The following is a 19589-nucleotide window of genomic DNA, read 5'->3' as shown; positions in this document are numbered from 1 at the left end:
AGACCGAAACTTTCATGCCAAGTTTTGAAACCACCCGCCGCGTCAACCATTCATCAAGCAACATGTTTGACTTGGTGGCGGATGTTGAAAGATACACTGAGTTCGTGCCTTTATGCGAAACGCTCGTCGTTCGTGGCCGCAAAGCGCGTCCTGATGGCACTGAGATTTTGGTGGCTGATATGACAGTTGCCTATAAAGTTTTCCGCGAGACATTCACGACCAAAGTAACCCTGAACCGTGAAGCCAATGAGATACTCGTTGAATACCTCGATGGTCCTGTTAGCGAACTTGAAAACAAGTGGAGCTTCAAAGACGAGGGCGAGGGCACGTCGGACATCATTTTCAAATTAGATTATGAGTTTAAAAGCAGAGCATTTGCAGCTCTTATGGGCACCGTTTTTGACCGCGCCTTCAGACGATTTGCAGAGGCTTTTGAAGACCGCGCCGATAAAGTCTATGCGTCTAGTTGATCAAGTAGCATAGTCAAAGCACGCTGCACTGTCGCTTCGCGAATAGACGCACGGCCATTATCTGGAAACAGTTCTTTTGAGACTATGACCCGCTGCGGCTCTTTGCTTGCGGCCGCTATATAGACAAGGCCAACCGGTTTCTCTTCGCTTCCACCACCGGGTCCAGCAACACCTGTCACGGCCACGCCAAAATTTGCCTGCGAATGCCCTAAAGCACCCAGCACCATATAATGAGCAACTTCTTCGCTAACGGCACCATGCTCTTCAATCATTTCAGCAGGCACGCTGAGCATCTCGTTTTTAGACTCATTAGAATAGGTCACAAAACCACGCTCTAAAGCCGCTGACGATCCCGCAATATCAGTAATAGCACCTGCAATAAGGCCGCCCGTGCACGACTCAGCCGTCACAACCAACTTTGCGTTATCCGTGCAACGCTGAACAATCGTCTTGCTAAGTTTCTGGATGGCTTCAGACATTTTAGTCCTCAAATGGAATTTGGATCGTAGCCGTCGCCATTGCCGCAATGCCTTCTTCGCGGCCTGTAAACCCAAGTCTTTCCGTTGTCGTTGCTTTAACAGCAACACGGGAGAGGGGCAGGTTACAAATCTCTGCGATTTTCTCACGCATGGCTTCACGGTGCGGACCAATCTTCGGCGCTTCGCACATCAGCGTAAGATCAAGATGAACAATGCGCCCGCCGCGCTGCTTCACCCGATCACAGGCATGGATAAGGAACTGATCGGATGCCGCACCCTTCCATTGCTCATCGCTTGGCGGGAAGTGGCTACCAATATCACCATCAGCCAGCGCGCCATAAATTGCATCGGTGATTGTATGCAAAGCAACATCTGCGTCTGAATGGCCTTTCAGCTTTTTCGTATGCGGAATAGAGATACCGCCAAGAATGACGGCAATACCATCTTCAAACGCATGCACATCAAAACCATTGCCAACACGTGTTTCCATCTCTGTCATTTTTTCTTCCCGTTCATCCTGATCGACCATATTCTTTACCCGTCTTTCGGCTTCATCAATATCATCAGGCGTTGTTATTTTTATGTTCTCGCCATTGCCTTCAACAATACGAACATCATGACCAGCCGCTTCCATCACCGCGCAGTCATCTGTAAAATTATCAGCTTCCGCGTCATCATGGGCTTTCAAGAGCTCATCATAATGAAAACCCTGCGGAGTTTGTGCCGACCAAAGCAAAGATCGATCCACCGTCTCACTAACAATCGGATTAACGCCGCTGTCAGGTGCCACACGCTTTATTGTATCAACAACAGCAAGCGCTGGCAGGATGGAGCTGTGCTCTTGCAAACCCTCAACCACACGCTCAATCGTTCCATCCGATACAAATGGGCGAACACCGTCATGCACAAGCACGAAATCAATCTTTTCAGCCTTTAAAGCCGACAAACCATTATAGACGGAGCCTTGCCGTGAAGCGCCACCAACAACGGGAGACGAAAGCTTTTCATGTTGAAAGCCAGCTAACCCGTCGAGATAAAGCGCATCGTCATCTTGATGGATAACCGGTACGACGAGATCCACTAATGCGTGATTACAAAAGCGGTCAATCGTATGGGCAATAATCGCTTTGCCACCAATCAGGCGATACTGCTTCGGGCCTTTATCGCCTTCACCAGCTCTTTTGGCCCGTTCACCGCGTCCAGCAGCGACAATTACCACGGCAATTCTATTTTTTTCCATCAAATCAATCTTCTGATAGCGCGAGAGAGATTACCAGATACGCCGCGCCCATACGGATCGCAAGGTGATTACGATAGATTTTACTATTTCTATCATTTACACCTTGCCGCGCTGCAACATTTGGCTATTATATAGGCATCATATAAATTGCATAAATTTTATGCACAGCAACAAGGGCGTTCCCTCGGTGTTATCCATCGGCCCAATCACATTGCCAAATAACGTTTATCTCGCGCCCATGTCTGGGGTCAGCGATTTGCCGTTTCGCCGTCTTGTCAGTCGCTTCGGCGCTGGCGGTGTTGTGTCTGAAATGATTGCAAGCGAGCAACTTGTCAAGGAAGACAAAGAAGCTGTCTTAAAAATTGCAAAGACAGGCGAGGCACCTCACATCGTCCAATTGGCTGGACGTGAAGCAAGTTGGATGGGCGTTGGTGCGAAATATGCCCAAGACGCGGGTGCTGACATTATCGACATCAACATGGGCTGCCCGGCAAAAAAGGTAACCTCTGGCTATTCAGGCTCAGCCCTTATGCGCGATCTTGATCATGCGCTGACCTTGATTGAAGCAACCGTCGAGGCGGTCGATTGCCCTGTAACGCTGAAAATGCGGCTTGGTTGGGATGACAACAGCCTCAATGCCGCAGACCTTGCCAAACGTGCGGAAGATGCGGGCGTTCAATTGATAACATTGCATGGGCGCACGCGATGCCAGTTTTACAACGGTAAAGCTGATTGGGCGGCAATTGCGAAGGTCAAAGAAGCAATCAATATTCCACTTATCGCCAATGGTGATGTGCTCGATGTATCCGACGCCAAAGAAATCCTCAGCGTCACCAAAGCGGATGGCGTGATGATTGGCCGAGGAACCTATGGCCGTCCTTGGCTTGTGGGCTATGCCGCTCATTATCTTGAAACGGGTGAAACATTAGCGGAGCCATCTGGCGATGATCTGGCCTCTCTGATTGGCGAACATTATGAAGCGCTGCTTGATCATTACGGGGAACACATCGGCATGCGGGCTGCTCGCAAACATATGAGTTGGTATTTGGATGCTAACGATTTTCGAAAAGCCAATACACCTGCAACAGAACGACTAGCGCTTCTTACCAACACAGATATTACAGAGGTCATGAAAACCATCAAAACAGTCTTTTCCCGCGACGTACCCGATATAACCGCGGCCAACCTTGAGAGTGTTGCCTAATGGATAGTGAGATCTCAGGAAATTTTTGCGACGCCGTTTTGAATGTCTTGCCTAATCCGGTTTTGGTGGTGGGCGACGACAACAAGATCATCTATGCCAATTATTCTGGCCAAGACTTCTTCCAAGCTGGCCTTTCATGGTTCAAGAAACATTATATCGAAGACATCATGCCATTTGGCAGTCCGGTTTTATCGCTCTTACCACAAGTGCGCGAACGCAATGGGCCGATCAATGAATATAAGGTCGATATTGGCACCCCAAGAACCGGCGGGACGCGTGTCGTTGATGTCTTCGCAACGCCTCTGGATAGCCATTCAAAGAACGTCGCAATCATGCTGCAAGAACGCACGATGGCAGACAAAATCGACCGCCAATTGACCCACAGAAGTGCAGCAAAAAGCGTGACAGGCCTTGCAGCAATGCTGGCTCATGAAATTAAAAACCCCTTGTCAGGCATACGCGGCGCCGCCCAATTGCTTGAACAAGGCGCCGATGAAGACGACCGCACACTTACACGCCTCATAACAGATGAAGCCGACCGCATTGTCGGCCTCGTCGATCGGATGGAAGTATTTTCAGACGAACGCCCGATTGAGCGCGACCCGATCAATATTCACACCGTGTTTGATCACGTGATCACATTGGCTGAAAGCGGTTTTGCCTCTGATTTGAAGGTCTCGAAGAAGTACGACCCTTCATTGCCACCAGTTCTGGCAAATCGAGATCAGCTCATTCAGGTATTCTTGAATCTCATCAAAAATGCCCAAGAAGCCTGCGAGCACACTGCGGACCCAGAAATAATCGTCACCTCGGCCTATAGACCGGGTGTACGCATTGCGACAGCAGGCAGCAATGAGCGTGTGGCATTACCGATGGAATTTTGCGTCATCGACAATGGCGCTGGCGTACCAGACGAATTATTACCGAACCTTTTTGATCCATTCATCACCAGCAAAACCAATGGCAAAGGCCTTGGGCTTGCATTGGTTGCCAAAATTATTGGCGACCACGGTGGCATTATTGAATGTAAATCCCAACCCAAACACACCATGTTCCGTATCCTCCTCCCAGCATTTAAGGAAACGGCACAGGCTAAAGAAGGGCAAATAAATGTCTAAAGGACAAATCCTAGTTGCAGATGACGACGCAGCCATCAGAACAGTACTCAACCAAGCACTTTCTCGCGCAGGCTATGAGGTGCGGCTAACCTCCAATGCCGCTACGCTTTGGCGCTGGGTCAACGAAGGTGAGGGCGATCTTGTTGTCACCGATGTGATCATGCCCGATGAGAACGCCTTTGACCTTTTACCGCGTATCAAACGTTTGCGCCCAGACCTACCAATCGTTGTGATGAGCGCTCAAAACACCTTCATGACCGCGATCAAAGCCTCTGAACGTGGCGCTTATGAGTACCTACCCAAACCATTTGACCTAACAGAGCTAATTTCCATCATTGGCCGCGCCCTTGCTGAGCCAAAAACCAAAGCTGCCGCAAACACGAGAGATCAAGATAGCGACCAGATGCCATTGGTCGGGCGTTCTAGCGCGATGCAGGAAATCTACCGTATTCTCGCTCGCTTGATGCAAACAGACCTAACCGTTTTGATCAACGGCGAATCTGGCACAGGTAAAGAACTCGTCGCGCGCGCGTTGCATGACTTTGGCAAACGCAAACACGGCCCCTTTGTCGCGATTAATATGGCTGCAATCCCCAAAGACTTGATCGAGGCAGAACTATTCGGCCACGAAAAAGGCGCATTCACGGGCGCGCAAAATCGAGCAACAGGTCGTTTTGAACAAGCGGAAGGCGGCACACTGTTTCTTGATGAAATCGGCGATATGCCTATGGACGCTCAAACACGGCTCCTGCGCGTTCTTCAACAAGGCGAATACACTACCGTCGGCGGGCGCAATGCCATCAAAACAGATGTACGCATCGTCGCAGCCAGCAACAAAGACCTAAAACAACTGATCAATCAGGGATTGTTCCGCGAAGACCTCTACTTCCGCCTCAACGTTGTGCCTCTTCGTTTACCGCCACTACGCGAGCGCCTGGAAGACATAGACGACTTGGTACACCATTTCTTCCGCCTTGCTTCTGAAGAAGGCCTTGGAAACAAACAAATCGAAAAAGCAGCTCTCGACCGTTTAAAGCAACATAATTGGCCAGGTAATATTCGCGAACTTGAAAACATGGTCCGCAAACTCACGGCCCTATGTCCCGATGAAGTCATTACCGAATTGGTGGTCTCATCAGAATTTGACCAGCGCGAAGAACCACAATTGGTGCACGGAATTACTGAAGAAAAAACGCTCCATGCGTCTGTTGAGCGGCATCTAACCACTTATTTCAACCAATTTAATGATGATTTGCCGCCGCCTGGTCTCTATCACCGTATTTTACGAGAGATAGAAGAACCGCTACTGATTGCAACCTTAAGTGCGACCCGTGGCAATCAGATAAAAGCAGCTGAATTACTGGGTTTAAACCGCAATACATTACGGAAAAAAATCAAAGACCTACAGATTCCTGTTATCCGCGTATCTCTTTAAAACGACGATTAACAACGCACGTTGGATATTCACAAAATTATGGGGTGGAACCATATTTTCGCCATTGTATTAGTGTGGCTTTTGGGTAACATGAGGTGTTGCAAAAACAACGCACACACCACTACCTGGGATCAATATCGATTAATATTTTTGGCGTACAACAATAATGTCTACCAAGACGGACATACAGACATCTTTTAACAAAAGAGCAAATGAACCAACGAATAGGCGCACGTTTAGTCGTCGTTTGGGGCTTGTTCTGGTTGTTGTATCCCTCATCGCGACAGTGGCCGCATTTGCGGTGTTGCTCGGTTTCACCCCAATAGACCCTAACCGCAACGTAACGCTTTCGATTGTTACCACCATTGCAGTCTTGATGGTTTGCCTTGTTATGCTCGTTCTTTGGGAAGTTAGCCAACTTTGGCGAGCTCGCAAGAAGGGGAAGGCCGCCGCTCGACTGCATATTCGCATCGTTAGCCTGTTTGCCGTCATTGCTGCTGTTCCTGCTATTTTGGTTGCGATTGTCGCAAGTTTAACGCTCGACCGCGGGTTAGATCGCTGGTTTTCTGAGCGCACTCAAGCCATCGTCGAATCATCTGTCACCGTTGCTCGCTCCTATCTTAATGAACACGCTCGCTTTCTCGTCGCAGATATTTCAGCAATCGCGAATGACTATGAGAGACTGGACAACGTTTTAATTTCGAATGCAGATCAGCTTCAGCTGTTCATGAACACCCAAGCGCGCATTAGAAACATTCCGCATCTTCAAATCGTTGATAAAGAAGCAAATGTTTTAGCATCAGCAAATCTGCCCACGCCGCGCGAATGGCCTAAAGCCCCTATAGTAGCGCTTAATGATGCCGCTAAAAGTCTTGAGCGCGTCCCGATTTTTATCAACCCAGGTCGAACCAGCAATTTGGTAGGCGCCTTAATTAGAATAGACCTTTTTGAAGATCGATTTTTATATGCCATCAGATCGGTCGATCAAGAAGTGGTTGAATATCTAAGAACAGCGGAAATCAATTCAGCAGAATATTCTGATCTTAGAAACACCCAAACCGGCACTCAGGTCGCATTCGCCTTGCTTTACCTTGGCGTCGCCCTCGTTTTGCTGGTCTCTTCGGTTTGGCTCGCGATCAATTTCGCTGACGGCTTGGTCAATCCAATCAGGCAGTTGATGACGGCAGCTTCCGCCGTCTCAAAAGGTGATCTTTCTGTGCAGGTACCTGTGCGCAAAAAAGAGGGAGACATTGGAGCTCTCAGTGAAACATTCAACGAGATGACCACTCAACTTAATGATCAACGCCGTGATATTTTGGAAGTGAATGAGCAGCTAGATCATCGTCGCAGATTTATTGAAACGGTTTTGGCTGGTGTTTCTGCCGGCGTGGTCGGTATGTCAGAAGATGGCACCATCGAAGTCATCAACCGCTCTGGTCTTACCTTGATAGGCACCAACCAGCAGAAAAGTATCGGCAAAAAGCTGGTCGATGTTATCCCTGAAATGGCGAGCTTAATGGATCGTGCTTTTCTAAATGATCGCACAGATCACCGCGAGCAAATCTCCCTCAATCGTGGCGGCATGGAGCGCACGGTAAATACGCAAATTTCTGCTGAATTTTCAGAAGGCCGCCGTGATGGTTTCGTCCTCACATTGGATGACATTACAGAGCTTGTAACAGCCCAACGCACATCCGCATGGGCCGATGTTGCAAGACGCATTGCTCATGAAATCAAAAACCCGCTAACTCCGATCCAGCTTTCTGCAGAACGCCTACGTCGCCGATTTGGCAAAGACTTGGAAGAAAAAGATCAGGAAGTATTCGACAAATGCACCAGCACAATTGTGCGCCAAGTTGGTGACATTGGCAGAATGGTCGATGAGTTTTCTTCTTTTGCCAGAATGCCGAAGCCGGTTTTAGAAAAGGGCAATCTTTCCGCTTGTTTGCGTGAAGCGCTAGAGGTGAGGGAAGTCGCCCAGCCAAACATCGACTTCACCCATGAGCTACCAAAAGACCCAATGATGACCATGTTTGACGAACGACTGCTGTCACAGGCTTTCACAAACCTCGTCAAAAATGCAGGGGAAGCCATACCGGGGACCGATGATGAGACAGAAGCGCTCGAAGGTTCAGAACGTGGCAAAGTGCACATTCATGGTCGAGAAATTGATGATAAATACGTCATAGACATCATTGATAACGGAAAAGGGTGGCCCAAAGAAAACCGACACCAATTGCTAGAACCATATATGACCACCCGCAAAAAAGGCACAGGGCTCGGCCTTGCGATTGTTGTGAAGGTCATTGAAGAACACAACGGCCAAATGCGTCTGCTTGATGCGCCTGACTATGAAGAAACAGGTCGCGGTGCAATGGTTCGCATTACCTTGCCAATGGCAAATAATCCATCCTTGGATGAGACAATACAAGAGGACCAACCGAGTGACGGTTTGGCTCCTCAATCAGAAACTCAAACTGCGAGTATATGACGATATGGCAACAGATATCCTTGTTGTAGACGATGAAGACGATATCCGCGATCTGGTAACCGGCATCTTGGAAGATGAAGGCTATGAAACGAGAGACGCTGCAAATGCCCGTGACGCACTTGCCGAAGTGCAAAAACGGAAACCAGCACTCGTCTTTCTCGATATTTGGCTACAAGGCAGCGACCGCGATGGTTTGGCTATTCTCGATGAATTGCAAAAGCATCATAAGGACTTGCCCGTCGTCATGATTTCTGGACATGGCAATGTTGAAGTTGCTGTATCAGCCATTCAGCGCGGTGCTTACGATTATATCGAAAAGCCGTTTAAAACCGACCGCCTCTTACAAGTGGCAGAACGTGCTATCGAAGTATCCAAATTACGCGACCGCGTGCAGGAACTAACGATTAAAGCTGGTGGCGAAGAAAAGCTCGTCGGCGAAAGCTTGATCTTCCGTCAAACGGTCCAAACCGCCCACCGGATAGCACCAGCCAACAGCCGGATCATGATTTCTGGGCCGTCAGGCTCAGGAAAAGAACTGATAGCACGAGAAATTCATGCAAGTTCAACGCGCGCAGAAGGCTCCTTTGTTATTTTGAATACAGGCGGCATTGAAGCGTCTCGCATCGAAGAAGAGTTGTTTGGTAGCGAAGCAGCTGACGGCAGTCCACGACGGACCGGCGCCCTAGAACGCGCCCACGGAGGCACGCTCTATCTCGATGAAGTGGCCGACATGCCTTATGAAACGCAGAACAAGATTTTGCGGGTGTTGATTGACCAGCATTTCCACCGCGTTAATGGCGTGACACCTGTAAAAGTAGATGTCCGCTTTATCTCATCGACCGCACGCAATCTTGAAGCAGAAATCCAGCAAGGCACATTCCGTGATGATTTGTTCCATCGTTTAGCTGTGGTGCCGCTTCGTGTGCCTGCTCTCAATGAGAGACGCGATGATATTCCTGAGATTGTGGAGCATTTTATGAGCCAAATCTCTGAGAGCCAAGGCTTGCCGAAACGCCCCATTGCGGAAGAAGCCATGGCCGTTTTGCAAGGGCATGATTGGCCAGGCAACATTCGCCAACTCAAAAACAATGTTGAACGGTTGATGATTTTAGCGCAGGGCGAGCCTGATAGCGAAATCACAGTTGAACACCTGCCATCTGAAATTGGCGCTTATCTTCCAAGCGCACCAAGTGGTTCGGGCGACGGCGAACAATTGATGGCGATGCCTCTGCGAGAAGCTCGAGAAGTGTTTGAACGTGAGTACCTCTTAGCGCAAATCAGCCGATTTGGTGGAAATGTCTCCAAAACTGCCGATTTCGTGGGCATGGAAAGGTCCGCATTGCATCGAAAACTCAAGTCTTTGGGTGTAAGTGGCAAAAACACTAATAACCAATAACAAAATCAGCTAAAACAGTCCGACAAACGGTCCACGTGACCATTTAAAGGACGAGACACGATGAAAGTTGTTATTTGTGGGGCAGGGCAAGTCGGTTACGGTATTGCTGAGCGCTTATCGAGCGAGGGCAATGATGTAACGGTTATCGATTCGTCTGAGGCGCTCACTCAACGCATTCGTGAGACACTCGATGTACGTGCTTATGTCGGTCACGGCGCGCATCCAGACACGCTGCAACGGGCAGGTGCCGCAGATGCGGATATGCTCATTGCAGTAACGCTCTATGATGAAGTGAACATGACGGCCTGTCAGGTTGCTCACTCGCTCTTTAATGTACCAACCAAAATTGCCCGCATCAGAGCGCAATCTTATCTAAAACCACATTGGCAAGACTTGTTTTCGAGGGAAAACATGCCAATTGATGTGATCATCTCACCAGAGGTTGAAGTCGGTGAGATGCTTATGCGTCGGCTTCAAGTGCCAGGTTCCGATGACACTGTTATGTTTGCAAATGGTAATGTAGCCGTGGTGGGCATTCACTGTGGCGAAGATTGCCCCGTTATTGAAACACCTCTCAGACAGCTCTCAGAACTGTTTCCAACCCTTCATACAGTCGTGGTTGGCATTGTGCGCGGAAGCAGCCTCTTCGTTCCGCAATCTGATGACAGCATGCTAGCTGGTGATCTTGTCTATGTGACAGTTGAACGTGATCAAATCCAAAGAACACTTGGCATTTTTGGCCATGATGAAACGCAAGCCAGCCGCGTTATTATCGCAGGCGGCGGCAATATCGGGCTTTACGTGGCAAGTGCGATTGAACGCACACAGGCACGGGCTAAAGTAAAAATCATCGAGGCAAACAAAGAGCGCGCTATTACGGTTGCCGACAAACTTCAGCGCACCGTTGTTCTGCACGGTAATGCGCTTGATGAAAACCTTCTCATCGAGGCCGACGCCGCAGCCTCAGACATGATGGTTGCCTTGAGCAATAATGACGAAGTAAACATGCTTTCATGCGTTATGGCCAAGCAGTTAGGCTGCACACGCACGATGGCGCTTTTAAATAACAAAGGATATCCGAACCTTACCAGAAGCATTGGTATCGATGCTTATATCAATCCGCGCCAAGTTACGATTTCAAAAATCCTGCAACACGTGCGACGCGGGCTTATTCGGGCAGTCCATTCCGTCCAAAACGGGAAGGCTGAGGTTATCGAAGCTGAAGCACTTGAAACCTCCTCACTCGTTGGTAGACCTTTACGAGAGCTCAACCTTGAAGCTGGCATCCGCTTTGGTGCTATCTATCGCGATAAAGAGGTCATTATTCCTCATGGAGACACGCAAATACTCGCAAAAGACCGGGTTATCATCTTCGCTGAAGCTTCTCGGGTGAAGCAAGTTGAACAAATGTTCCGCGTCAGCCTCGATTTCTTCGGTTAAGCTATGTCAGGCGTATTCCGGTTCGCAGCTATCTGTTTTGCATTTGTCGGGCTTCTCATCTGTATCAGTGCCCTGATTGGCAGTAAGCATACAGATCAATCAACCAATTTGATCATTGCAGGCGTCATCATTTACGTGAGCGTTTCTTTGTTCTTCGCGTTTCGCCGAGGGGACTGGGCCGTCAATCGGGTGGAAAGCTTCATGCTGCTGGTCGTTTTATGGACTGTGCTGCCTTTACCTGTGGCCATCTCCTTTATGCAAATCACAGACTTGTCGCTGGCTGATGCTTATTTTGAAGCGACATCTGCCTTGACCACAACGGGAGCCAGTGGCTTTCAAACCATCAATGAAGTACCAATCGCTGTCATTGTTTTGCGCGGCCTTATTCAGTGGGTAGGGGGATTGCTGACGTTGATTGGTGTCGTACTTATCATGGCACCTGCCGGTCTCGGTGGTTTGAGCGTGAGCCATTCCCATTACAATCAAGGTGAAACGGACATCACTCGTCATCAAGCACGGCAAGTTATTGTGAACCTTGCGGCGGGTTATCTTTGCATTTCCATCTTATGTTTTATCGCGTTAAATGCGACGTCTGTGCCCGTCTTCGATGCATTTCATTTAATGACTGCAGCCGTTGCAACAGGTGGCATGGTGGCGACAGACACACCGATTAGCGAACTTGGGAATGTTTTGACACCCTATGTGCTGAGCCTCTTCTTGCTCATTGCTGGCACAAGTGTCCTTTGGCAAAATAATCTAGTGGCACGACGGTTTGATTTGTTAAAGCAACACCGCGAAACCTATTTCTATTTCGCAGCCTTCGTGATTCTAGGCATTACTTTTGCTGCAACGTTCTTTCAACGCGCAGGTTCCACAGAAGTGTTGGCGCCTGGAGCCGCACTCACAGAAGGTTTCTTCACTGCAGCTTCTCTTGTAAGCACCTCAGGCCTAGAAATCAGAAACGGCTCGTTTAGCGTCCTACCAGCTCCCTTCATTCTTCTGATCGTAATAATAGGCGGCTGCTCGCTATCAACGGCTGGTGGCATTTCATTCTACCGAATAGGGGGCATGCTCTCTCACTCGGTTAAAGACTTCGCCAAATTGGTTTATCCAAACAGTGTTCAACCTGAGCGGTTTGGCAGTCAGCGTTATAATTTGTCGAAGATCAAAGCTATCTGGAGCTACTTTTTTGCCGTAATGGTGGTAGTCATGATGGGGGCCGTATTTTTATCACTTCGGCTAGATACCTTCGAAGCAGCACTCATCGCAAGTGTTGCCGCCTTTTCTAATGTTGGTGGTTTTTATGCGACAGGGTGGAGCGAAACAGGGCAATGGACCGCATATCACCAAATGGACGCCGAAACGAAAGTTGTTTTATCCATTTTGATGATATTGGGCAGACTTCATATTCTGGTACTATTGACTGCGTTCAATAGGGTCTATTGGTTGCATTCGCGTTGACCCAAATGTGTTTTGAATTTTTACAGTTACGAGGTGAGTTATGAGCCGCATTGCTTATGTTAATGGACAATATCTATCCCACGCCCACGCAGGTGTGCATATCGAAGACCGCGGTTATCAATTTTCCGACGGCATTTATGAAGTTTGTGAAGTTCGCGACGGCAAAATCATCGATATGGGCGGGCACCTTGATCGTTTGGAACGATCTGCCAACGAACTCGAAATCAACCTGCCAAACAGACGTAAAACAATCGAGATTATTGTCGAAGAAATGCGTCTTAAAAACCGCGTCCAAAACGGCATTGTCTATATCCAAGTAACGCGCGGCGTTTCCCCTCGAAATCACCTATTTCCATCACCATCGACGCCTGCATCAATGGTGATGACCGCGAAATCGACATCTCGTGAAGCATCCGACAAAAAAGCGGCCGCAGGTGTCAGCGTCATCACTGTTCCAGATAATCGATGGGACCGTGTAGACATTAAAACTGTCTCGCTGCTGCCAAATATTCTTGCCAAACAAAAAGCCCATGAAGCTGGTGCCTATGAGGCTTGGTTTGTTGATGCCGACGGCGACGTGACTGAGGGATCATCGACCAACGCGTGGATTGTGACGCAAGACAATGTCCTTGTCACACGAGATGCATCTCGCGGCATTTTAAAGGGAATTACGCGTGGTACGACGATGACGGTCGCCGAAAATTTACAACTAAAAGTCGAAGAACGTCGCTTTACGGTTGAAGAAGCAAAACAAGCAAAAGAGGCTTTTATTACCGCCGCCACTACTATATGTATGCCAATAATACAAATTGACGGACAGCCAGTGGGTGATGGGAAAGTTGGAGAAGTATCGCAAAGACTGCGGGCGCATTTTCACGAACATGCAGGCTGAATACATTTAAACTAAGGATAACTTGTCTATTTCAACTTCTTATGGCAGCTTACGCTTCAAGTCGTAGAAACGGCAAAAAATAAAAAAAATAGGGCGAGAAAATGCCCTACTAAGGGGCATTACTAGGATGGCTGAACGTTCACAGAACCTACAAGACAATTTTTTAAATCATGTACGTAAAGAAAAAATCTCACTAACCGTATTTTTGGTCAATGGTGTCAAATTGCAAGGAGTTGTCACTTGGTTCGACAATTTCTGTCTTCTACTAAGAAGAGATGGGCATTCTCAACTAGTATATAAGCACGCGATTTCAACGATCATGCCGAGCAGCCCGATCCAAATGTTTGAACAAAATGAATCTTAAGCCAGCTTTGCTGTCTATGCTTTATCCCATAAATTCGTCGCTGCTTAATGGGTGACGGTTATCAAACAATGCAGGAGCGCACCAAGTGCGCCGTTCTTGTGCCGACCATAGTGGAGGCTGGCTCTCCTATGCGCTCTGTTGAGGCCCAGCTGGAAGAAGCAATGGGCCTTGCAGCCGCGATTGATCTTGATATCTGCTTCACCAATATCAGCCGAATTTCGAAGGTAAAACCCGCAACCCTTTATGGCAGCGGCAAGGTCGAAGAAATTGCCGAACACCTGCGCGAAAACGACATCAAAGTTACGATTGTCGACCACCCGCTAACCCCCGTACAGCAGCGCAATTTGGAGCGCGATTGGCAGACAAAGGTGCTTGATCGTACTGGCATTATTCTCGAAATATTTGGTGCCAGAGCCCAGACTAAAGAGGGGACGCTACAAGTTGACCTTGCAGCGCTAAATTATCAACGGGGCAGGCTGGTTCGCTCATGGACCCACCTTGAGCGACAGCGCGGCGGCGGTGGCTTCCTTGGCGGACCTGGTGAAACCCAAATCGAATCTGATCGACGCGCCCTGCAAATGAAAATTGAACGGCTGGAAAAGCAACTGGACCAAGTGCGTCGCACTCGTTCGCTTCACCGAAAGCAACGCCAGAAACAGGCAATCCCGATTATTGCTTTCGTCGGCTATACCAATGCAGGCAAATCGACGCTGTTTAACACCATAACCAATGCTGAAGTGTTCGCGAAAGACTTGTTGTTTGCAACACTTGACCCGACCCTGCGAAGGTTAGAGCTTGGGGACGGAACGGCAGCTATTTTATCAGACACGGTGGGCTTCATCTCAAGCTTGCCGACAGACCTGATCGCCGCTTTTCGCGCCACGCTCGAAGAGGTGACCGAAGCCGACATCATTGTTCATGTGCGTGATATATCCCACGAAGACAGCCACGCGCAAAGCCAAGACGTAAGTTCCGTATTGGGTGATCTGGATGTCGACATTACGAACCCAGACACACTTGCCAAAAACCAACAGGCTTATGTGGAAGTATGGAATAAGATTGACCTATTGAGCGACGATGAGAAGGCCTTCGCCCACGCAAAATCTGAAGGCCGCGGCTTCCCAACCATCAAACTAATTTCCGCCTTTACAGGTGAGGGCGTTGAAGACCTTCTGCTCTATTTCAAAGAGATTTTAGAAGCCAATCAAACAACACGCACCGTCACATTGAACGGCGAAAAACTGGCAAACATGCATTATGCCTACAGTCTCGGCACTGTTTTATCTTGCGATACCGCAGAGGATGGATCAGTCACAATTAAAGTAAAATCTGAGAATTGGGAAAAGCTATCAAATTACCTGAGTTAGCACATATAACCAATTGATTTAAATAGACTTTGCTTCAATCCAATACCTTTCCAATTCATTCAAATCTGCCTCAGTCAACGTGCGATTTTTTACTCGTAATTGCCGTTCTATATGATTGAATCGCTTTATGAACTTGCGGTTTGTCCCAGCCAAAGCCGCTTCTGGGTCAATTTTTAAATGCCTCGCCAAGTTGACCGCGACAAACAAAATATCGCCTAGCTCATCCTGCATTTTATCCTGATCACCAGACGCCTGTTCGACTTCAAATTCCTGAAATTCTTCGCGCAGTTTATCGAACACAAGCCCAATATCGTTCCAGTCAAAGCCAACGGTCGAAGCCCGTTTTTGCAGCTTCATTGCATGGGATAATGCGGGCAGGGTGGCGGGCACACTATCAAGCAACAACGGCTCCTCGGCTTCTGTTAGCTTTGGTTTCAACGCAGCTTTTTCAGCCCGCTCAACAGCCTTAATCCGCTCCCATTCACCAGCCTGAATGCCGCTCTTCTTTTGCTCTTCAGTGCCAAAAACATGCGGATGACGACGGATCATTTTACGGTTGATGGCTTCCACAACATCACCAAAATCAAACGCGCCTTGCTCCTTAGCAATCTCCGCATGATACACCACCTGAAGCAGCAAATCGCCAAGTTCATCACAAAGGTCCGGCATATCATCACGATCAATCGCATCCTTCACTTCATACGCTTCTTCGATAGTGTATGGAGCGATGCTCTCGAATGTTTGCTTCTGATCCCAAGAACAACCAGCCACAGGATCACGCAACCGCGCCATCACTTCCAAAAGACGCTCTATGTCACGAGACGGCTCGATATCACGGTAATCTTCATCCATGGCCATGCAATCATTCTCCAGATCAGCAACAATCATTGCTTAGCCCGACAAGATGAGAATGAACAGAGTTGATATAAGTTATGGCATGGTTGAGCTCGCTTTGATCTACGTCAAAAATCAAAAGAGGGCTACAGCTATACACACAAGCTTAATTCGCATAATATATATTATGGAACTTTTATTATATAGCGAATATAAGTTTAGCCAGATACCTCGATCTTCATACCGTCATATGCTGGCTCAACGCCTTTTGGTAGCTCGGCTTTGAGCTTGCCGTAATCTAGATCAATATGCATATGCGTGAAGATCGTACGCGCTGCTTTGACGCGGCCTGCGGCCACTAAAGCTTCATCGACGCTAAAATGACTTGGATGCAGCTTATAGCGCAGCGCATCGACGATCCATATATCGACGCCATCCAGCGCATCGAATGCCTGATCGCTCAGAGCGTTCACATCGCTAGAATAGCCAAAATTCTCAATTCGGAAGCCGAGAGAAATAATATCGCCATGGGTCTGCTCGTATGGCAGCGCTGTAATGGGACCGCCAGCGCCATTGATGGTGACAGGCTCATAAGGCTCAATGCGGTGATCGTTTAATATTGGCGGATAAGAACTTCCTTCAGGCGTCTTATAACAATAGCCAAATGCTTCATGCAGCCGCTCAGAGGTTGGCGCATCAGCATAAGTGTCAACGCGACGGCCACCTTCGATGATCCAAAACGCACGTAGATCATCAATGCCGTGAATGTGGTCAGCATGCGGATGGGTGAAGAGCACGCCATCAAGTTTATCCACTTTCTCCCGAAGCAACTGCTGTCGCATATCCGGCGATGTATCAATCAAAACCCGCGTTACATCGTTGTTCTCATTGAATTTTTCAATCAATAGAGAGCAACGCAAACGCTCATTTTTCGGATTATTTGGATCGCAATCGCCCCAATCATTGCCAATTCGCGGCACACCCGGCGATGAGCCACAGCCTAGAATTGTAAAAACTGTGCGGGCGTCACTCATCCGTTATCCTTCGCCACCAAAGCCTTCTGGCGGCGGTATTTTCTTGAACAATCGGAAGAAATTAGATGTGGTTTGATGGGCAATTTCCTCATTGGAAACGCCTTTCACATCCGCCAAAACTGCCGCTGTATGCGCTGTATATGCCGGCTCATTGCGCTTTCCGCGATAAGGCATGGGTGCGAGATACGGCGCATCTGTCTCAACGAGAAGCCGATCCATTGGAACGCTAGCAGCGATTTCGCGGATTTCGTGGGCGTTTTTAAAGGTCAAAATGCCTGAAAATGAGAGGTACAAACCAAGCTCTACACCAACACGCGCAAGCTCTGGACCAGACGAAAAGCAATGTAAAATTGCTGGGAAGGCACCCTTCCCAGTCTCTTCTTCCAAAATGCGGATCATGTCTTTGTCAGCATCGCGTGCATGTATCACAAGCGGCAATCCGGTGTCCCGAGCGACTGCAATATGCAGCTTAAGGCTTGCTGCTTGATTGGCAGGTGTCGCCTTATCGTAGAAATAATCAAGACCAGCTTCACCAATCGCCGCCACCTTACTTAAAGTGGATTTTTTATATATATCGTCGTAGGTTATATCAGTTTCTTCATTTGCATTATTAGGGTGTGTACCTACAGAACAATAGATATTCTCATACCGTTCAGCCACAGAATGAATGCGTTCAAACTCACGAACCTTCGTGCAAATCGTCACCATATATTTGATGCCAGCATCAGACGCGCGGGCGACCACATCGTCGAGCTCGTTCTCGAAATCTGGGAAATCGAGGTGGCAATGACTATCAACAAGCACTTAGGATGCCCCCTCTTCCACATAGCGCGGAAACACACCTTCTGGCTTATCAATCACCAAGCCTGAAGGTAGCCGTGTTGCAATGTCTGCGAATTGACGATTGCCGGCATCCACCTTGAGAATATCCAGCAAAGCGTTTGCCGACTTTGGAACAATCGGCTGCGCTAAGATTGCAACCTGACGCACAATCTCAGCCGTCACATAAAGCACGGCGGCCATACGTTCAGGGTCCGTCTTTTTCAAAGCCCATGGTTCTTGGCCTGCAAAGTAGCGATTGGCCTCAGCCACCACATCCCAAATCGCGCCCGTCATCTTGTGAATGGCGTAGCTTTCCATGGCCGTGCGGCACGCAGCCAACATACCATCAGCCTGCGCCAAGATTGCTTCATCTTCAGCACTGAGGTTTTGCGGCGCGTCGAGCTTTCCATCGAGGTTTTTGAAAACCATCGACAAGGAACGCTGAGCAAGATTGCCAAGGTCATTGGCAAGGTCGGCATTCACGCGGTTGACGATAGCCTCATGGCTGTAGCTTCCGTCATTACCAAATGGCACTTCACGCAGAAGAAAATAGCGGATTTGATCAACGCCGTACTCGTTGGCCAAATCAAACGGATCGAGCGAATTGCCGCCCGACTTCGACATTTTCTCGCCCTTGTTCAAAACGAAACCGTGCCCAAACACTCGCTTTGGAAGCTCAATATTTGCAGACATCAAAAACGCGGGCCAATAGATGGCGTGAAAGCGCGTGATGTCCTTGCCAATAATATGTGCATCAGCAGGCCAGTATTTTTTAAACATCTCGGCATCCGTGTCCGGAAAACCAACGCCTGTTAGATAGTTAGTGAGCGCATCAACCCACACATACATCACGTGCTTCTCATCACCAGGCACCGGCACACCCCAGTCGAAGGTCGTGCGGGACACAGAGAGATCGCGAAGGCCAGATTTTACGAAGCTAACAATCTCGTTCTTACGCTCACGTGGGCCGATGTAATCAGGCTGATCCTCATAAAGCGCCAGAAGCTTGTCGCCATATGCTGAAAGACGGAAGAAATAGCTCTCCTCATCAACCCACTCAACTTCAGTCCCCTGCGGGCCGTATCGCTTGCCATCTTCGCGCTTTTCCGTCTCGCTCTCATCATAGTAAGCTTCATCACGAACAGAATACCAACCAGAATAGCTATCCTTATAGATGTCGCCATTGGCTTCCATCTTCTTCCAAATCGCTTGGCAGGCTTCTTTATGGACTTCTTCTGTTGTGCGAATAAAACGATCCGCAGAACAATCAAGCGCCTCGCCCATATCAATGAACACTTGTGCGTTTTGATCAGCCAGCTCTTTCGGCGTAATGCCAAGATCACGCGCTGTCTGCATCATCTTTATGCCGTGCTCATCGCTACCAGTTTGAAAATAGACGTCACGGCCTTCAAGGCGGAAGAAACGCGCAATCGCATCACTGGCGATCAGCTCATAGGCATGGCCAATATGCGGTCGACCATTTGGGTATACGATCGCAGTTGTGAGATAAAAGGGAGACGTGTTTGTTGGGTCAGCCATGGT

The 19589-nt window shown here is 48.6% G+C and carries 17 protein-coding genes; 11 read left to right on the top strand and 6 right to left on the bottom strand.

The window, feature by feature from the left end:
• The first annotated feature begins 14 nt into the window (after nucleotides 1-14).
• Nucleotides 15-470: an SRPBCC family protein gene (locus ABJO30_10940; protein MEP3233333.1), complete on the top strand. Its 456-nt coding sequence runs from the start codon at nucleotides 15-17 to the stop codon at nucleotides 468-470.
• Here the strand turns inward: ABJO30_10940 and ABJO30_10935 are convergent.
• Both ABJO30_10935 and ABJO30_10930 read right to left on the bottom strand, forming a co-directional pair.
• On the bottom strand, nucleotides 455-949 hold the full coding sequence (locus ABJO30_10935; protein MEP3233332.1) for a CinA family protein: 495 nt from the start codon (nucleotides 947-949) through the stop codon (nucleotides 455-457). The genes ABJO30_10940 and ABJO30_10935 overlap by 16 nt on opposite strands.
• Before the next feature lies 1 nt (nucleotide 950).
• On the bottom strand, nucleotides 951-2192 hold the full coding sequence (locus ABJO30_10930) for a bifunctional 2-C-methyl-D-erythritol 4-phosphate cytidylyltransferase/2-C-methyl-D-erythritol 2,4-cyclodiphosphate synthase (GenBank protein ID MEP3233331.1): 1242 nt from the start codon (nucleotides 2190-2192) through the stop codon (nucleotides 951-953).
• Nucleotides 2193-2349: 157 nt separating this feature from the next.
• Here ABJO30_10930 and dusB point away from each other — a divergent pair, with 157 nt between their 5' ends.
• The 10 genes from dusB to hflX all read left to right on the top strand — a co-directional run bounded on the left by dusB (nucleotide 2350) and on the right by hflX (nucleotide 15357).
• On the top strand, nucleotides 2350-3393 hold the full coding sequence (dusB, locus tag ABJO30_10925) for a tRNA dihydrouridine synthase DusB (protein ID MEP3233330.1): 1044 nt from the start codon (nucleotides 2350-2352) through the stop codon (nucleotides 3391-3393).
• A complete protein-coding gene (locus ABJO30_10920; GenBank protein ID MEP3233329.1) occupies nucleotides 3393-4511 on the top strand; it encodes an ATP-binding protein in 1119 nt (372 codons plus the stop codon). The genes dusB and ABJO30_10920 overlap by 1 nt, the downstream gene beginning before the upstream one ends.
• Nucleotides 4504-5946 carry a nitrogen regulation protein NR(I) gene (ntrC, locus tag ABJO30_10915; GenBank protein MEP3233328.1) on the top strand — a complete coding sequence of 481 codons (1443 nt, stop codon included), beginning with the start codon at nucleotides 4504-4506 and terminating at the stop codon, nucleotides 5944-5946. Before ABJO30_10920 ends, ntrC begins: the two co-directional genes overlap by 8 nt.
• Before the next feature lie 166 nt (nucleotides 5947-6112).
• Entirely contained in the window at nucleotides 6113-8437 is a 2325-nt protein-coding gene (locus tag ABJO30_10910; protein ID MEP3233327.1) for a PAS domain-containing sensor histidine kinase, read from the top strand.
• A 4-nt stretch (nucleotides 8438-8441) separates the two neighbouring features.
• A complete protein-coding gene (locus tag ABJO30_10905) occupies nucleotides 8442-9833 on the top strand; it encodes a sigma-54 dependent transcriptional regulator (protein ID MEP3233326.1) in 1392 nt (463 codons plus the stop codon).
• Between the two features lie 60 nt (nucleotides 9834-9893).
• Nucleotides 9894-11273, top strand: coding sequence for a Trk system potassium transporter TrkA (gene trkA, locus ABJO30_10900; GenBank protein MEP3233325.1), 1380 nt, complete (start codon nucleotides 9894-9896; stop codon nucleotides 11271-11273).
• Between the two features lie 3 nt (nucleotides 11274-11276).
• Nucleotides 11277-12734 carry a potassium transporter TrkG gene (locus ABJO30_10895; protein MEP3233324.1) on the top strand — a complete coding sequence of 486 codons (1458 nt, stop codon included), beginning with the start codon at nucleotides 11277-11279 and terminating at the stop codon, nucleotides 12732-12734.
• A 40-nt stretch (nucleotides 12735-12774) separates the two neighbouring features.
• Entirely contained in the window at nucleotides 12775-13626 is an 852-nt protein-coding gene (locus tag ABJO30_10890; protein MEP3233323.1) for a D-amino-acid transaminase, read from the top strand.
• Nucleotides 13627-13753: 127 nt separating this feature from the next.
• The gene (hfq, locus tag ABJO30_10885) at nucleotides 13754-13990 is read left to right on the top strand and encodes an RNA chaperone Hfq (protein MEP3233322.1); all 237 of its coding nucleotides are present in this window, start codon (nucleotides 13754-13756) and stop codon (nucleotides 13988-13990) included.
• 128 nt (nucleotides 13991-14118) lie between these two features.
• Complete coding sequence (gene hflX / locus ABJO30_10880) at nucleotides 14119-15357, top strand: GTPase HflX (GenBank protein MEP3233321.1); 1239 nt, start codon at nucleotides 14119-14121, stop codon at nucleotides 15355-15357.
• 18 nt (nucleotides 15358-15375) lie between these two features.
• Here the strand turns inward: hflX and mazG are convergent, their stop codons facing one another.
• From mazG to metG, 4 genes are all read right to left on the bottom strand, one after another.
• Nucleotides 15376-16215 carry a nucleoside triphosphate pyrophosphohydrolase gene (gene mazG / locus ABJO30_10875; GenBank protein ID MEP3233320.1) on the bottom strand — a complete coding sequence of 280 codons (840 nt, stop codon included), beginning with the start codon at nucleotides 16213-16215 and terminating at the stop codon, nucleotides 15376-15378.
• Nucleotides 16216-16409: 194 nt separating this feature from the next.
• Nucleotides 16410-17225 (bottom strand): MBL fold metallo-hydrolase, encoded by an 816-nt coding sequence (locus ABJO30_10870; protein ID MEP3233319.1) that lies wholly within the window; start codon nucleotides 17223-17225, stop codon nucleotides 16410-16412.
• Between the two features lie 3 nt (nucleotides 17226-17228).
• Nucleotides 17229-18029 (bottom strand): TatD family hydrolase, encoded by an 801-nt coding sequence (locus ABJO30_10865; protein MEP3233318.1) that lies wholly within the window; start codon nucleotides 18027-18029, stop codon nucleotides 17229-17231.
• Nucleotides 18030-19586, bottom strand: coding sequence for a methionine--tRNA ligase (gene metG / locus ABJO30_10860; protein ID MEP3233317.1), 1557 nt, complete (start codon nucleotides 19584-19586; stop codon nucleotides 18030-18032).
• Nucleotides 19587-19589: the final 3 nt, after the last annotated feature.

The organism is Hyphomicrobiales bacterium, assembly GCA_039973685.1.
GTDB lineage: Bacteria > Pseudomonadota > Alphaproteobacteria > Rhizobiales > JACESI01 > JACESI01.
Note: the sequence above shows the minus strand (reverse complement) of the source record. Positions and strands in the feature narration are given on the sequence as shown.

Excerpts from the sequence above, each read along its gene's own strand:
- ABJO30_10940 (MEP3233333.1), top strand. The coding sequence starts at position 15 with ATGCCAAGTTTTGAAACCACCCGCCGCGTCAACCATTCATCAAGCAAC.
- ABJO30_10935 (MEP3233332.1), bottom strand. The coding sequence starts at position 949 with ATGTCTGAAGCCATCCAGAAACTTAGCAAGACGATTGTTCAGCGTTGC.
- dusB (MEP3233330.1), top strand. The coding sequence starts at position 2,350 with ATGCACAGCAACAAGGGCGTTCCCTCGGTGTTATCCATCGGCCCAATC.
- ABJO30_10920 (MEP3233329.1), top strand. The coding sequence starts at position 3,393 with ATGGATAGTGAGATCTCAGGAAATTTTTGCGACGCCGTTTTGAATGTC.
- ntrC (MEP3233328.1), top strand. The coding sequence starts at position 4,504 with ATGTCTAAAGGACAAATCCTAGTTGCAGATGACGACGCAGCCATCAGA.
- ABJO30_10910 (MEP3233327.1), top strand. The coding sequence starts at position 6,113 with ATGTCTACCAAGACGGACATACAGACATCTTTTAACAAAAGAGCAAAT.
- ABJO30_10905 (MEP3233326.1), top strand. The coding sequence starts at position 8,442 with ATGGCAACAGATATCCTTGTTGTAGACGATGAAGACGATATCCGCGAT.
- trkA (MEP3233325.1), top strand. The coding sequence starts at position 9,894 with ATGAAAGTTGTTATTTGTGGGGCAGGGCAAGTCGGTTACGGTATTGCT.
- ABJO30_10895 (MEP3233324.1), top strand. The coding sequence starts at position 11,277 with ATGTCAGGCGTATTCCGGTTCGCAGCTATCTGTTTTGCATTTGTCGGG.
- ABJO30_10890 (MEP3233323.1), top strand. The coding sequence starts at position 12,775 with ATGAGCCGCATTGCTTATGTTAATGGACAATATCTATCCCACGCCCAC.
- hfq (MEP3233322.1), top strand. The coding sequence starts at position 13,754 with ATGGCTGAACGTTCACAGAACCTACAAGACAATTTTTTAAATCATGTA.
- hflX (MEP3233321.1), top strand. The coding sequence starts at position 14,119 with ATGCGCTCTGTTGAGGCCCAGCTGGAAGAAGCAATGGGCCTTGCAGCC.
- mazG (MEP3233320.1), bottom strand. The coding sequence starts at position 16,215 with ATGGCCATGGATGAAGATTACCGTGATATCGAGCCGTCTCGTGACATA.
- ABJO30_10870 (MEP3233319.1), bottom strand. The coding sequence starts at position 17,225 with ATGAGTGACGCCCGCACAGTTTTTACAATTCTAGGCTGTGGCTCATCG.
- metG (MEP3233317.1), bottom strand. The coding sequence starts at position 19,586 with ATGGCTGACCCAACAAACACGTCTCCCTTTTATCTCACAACTGCGATC.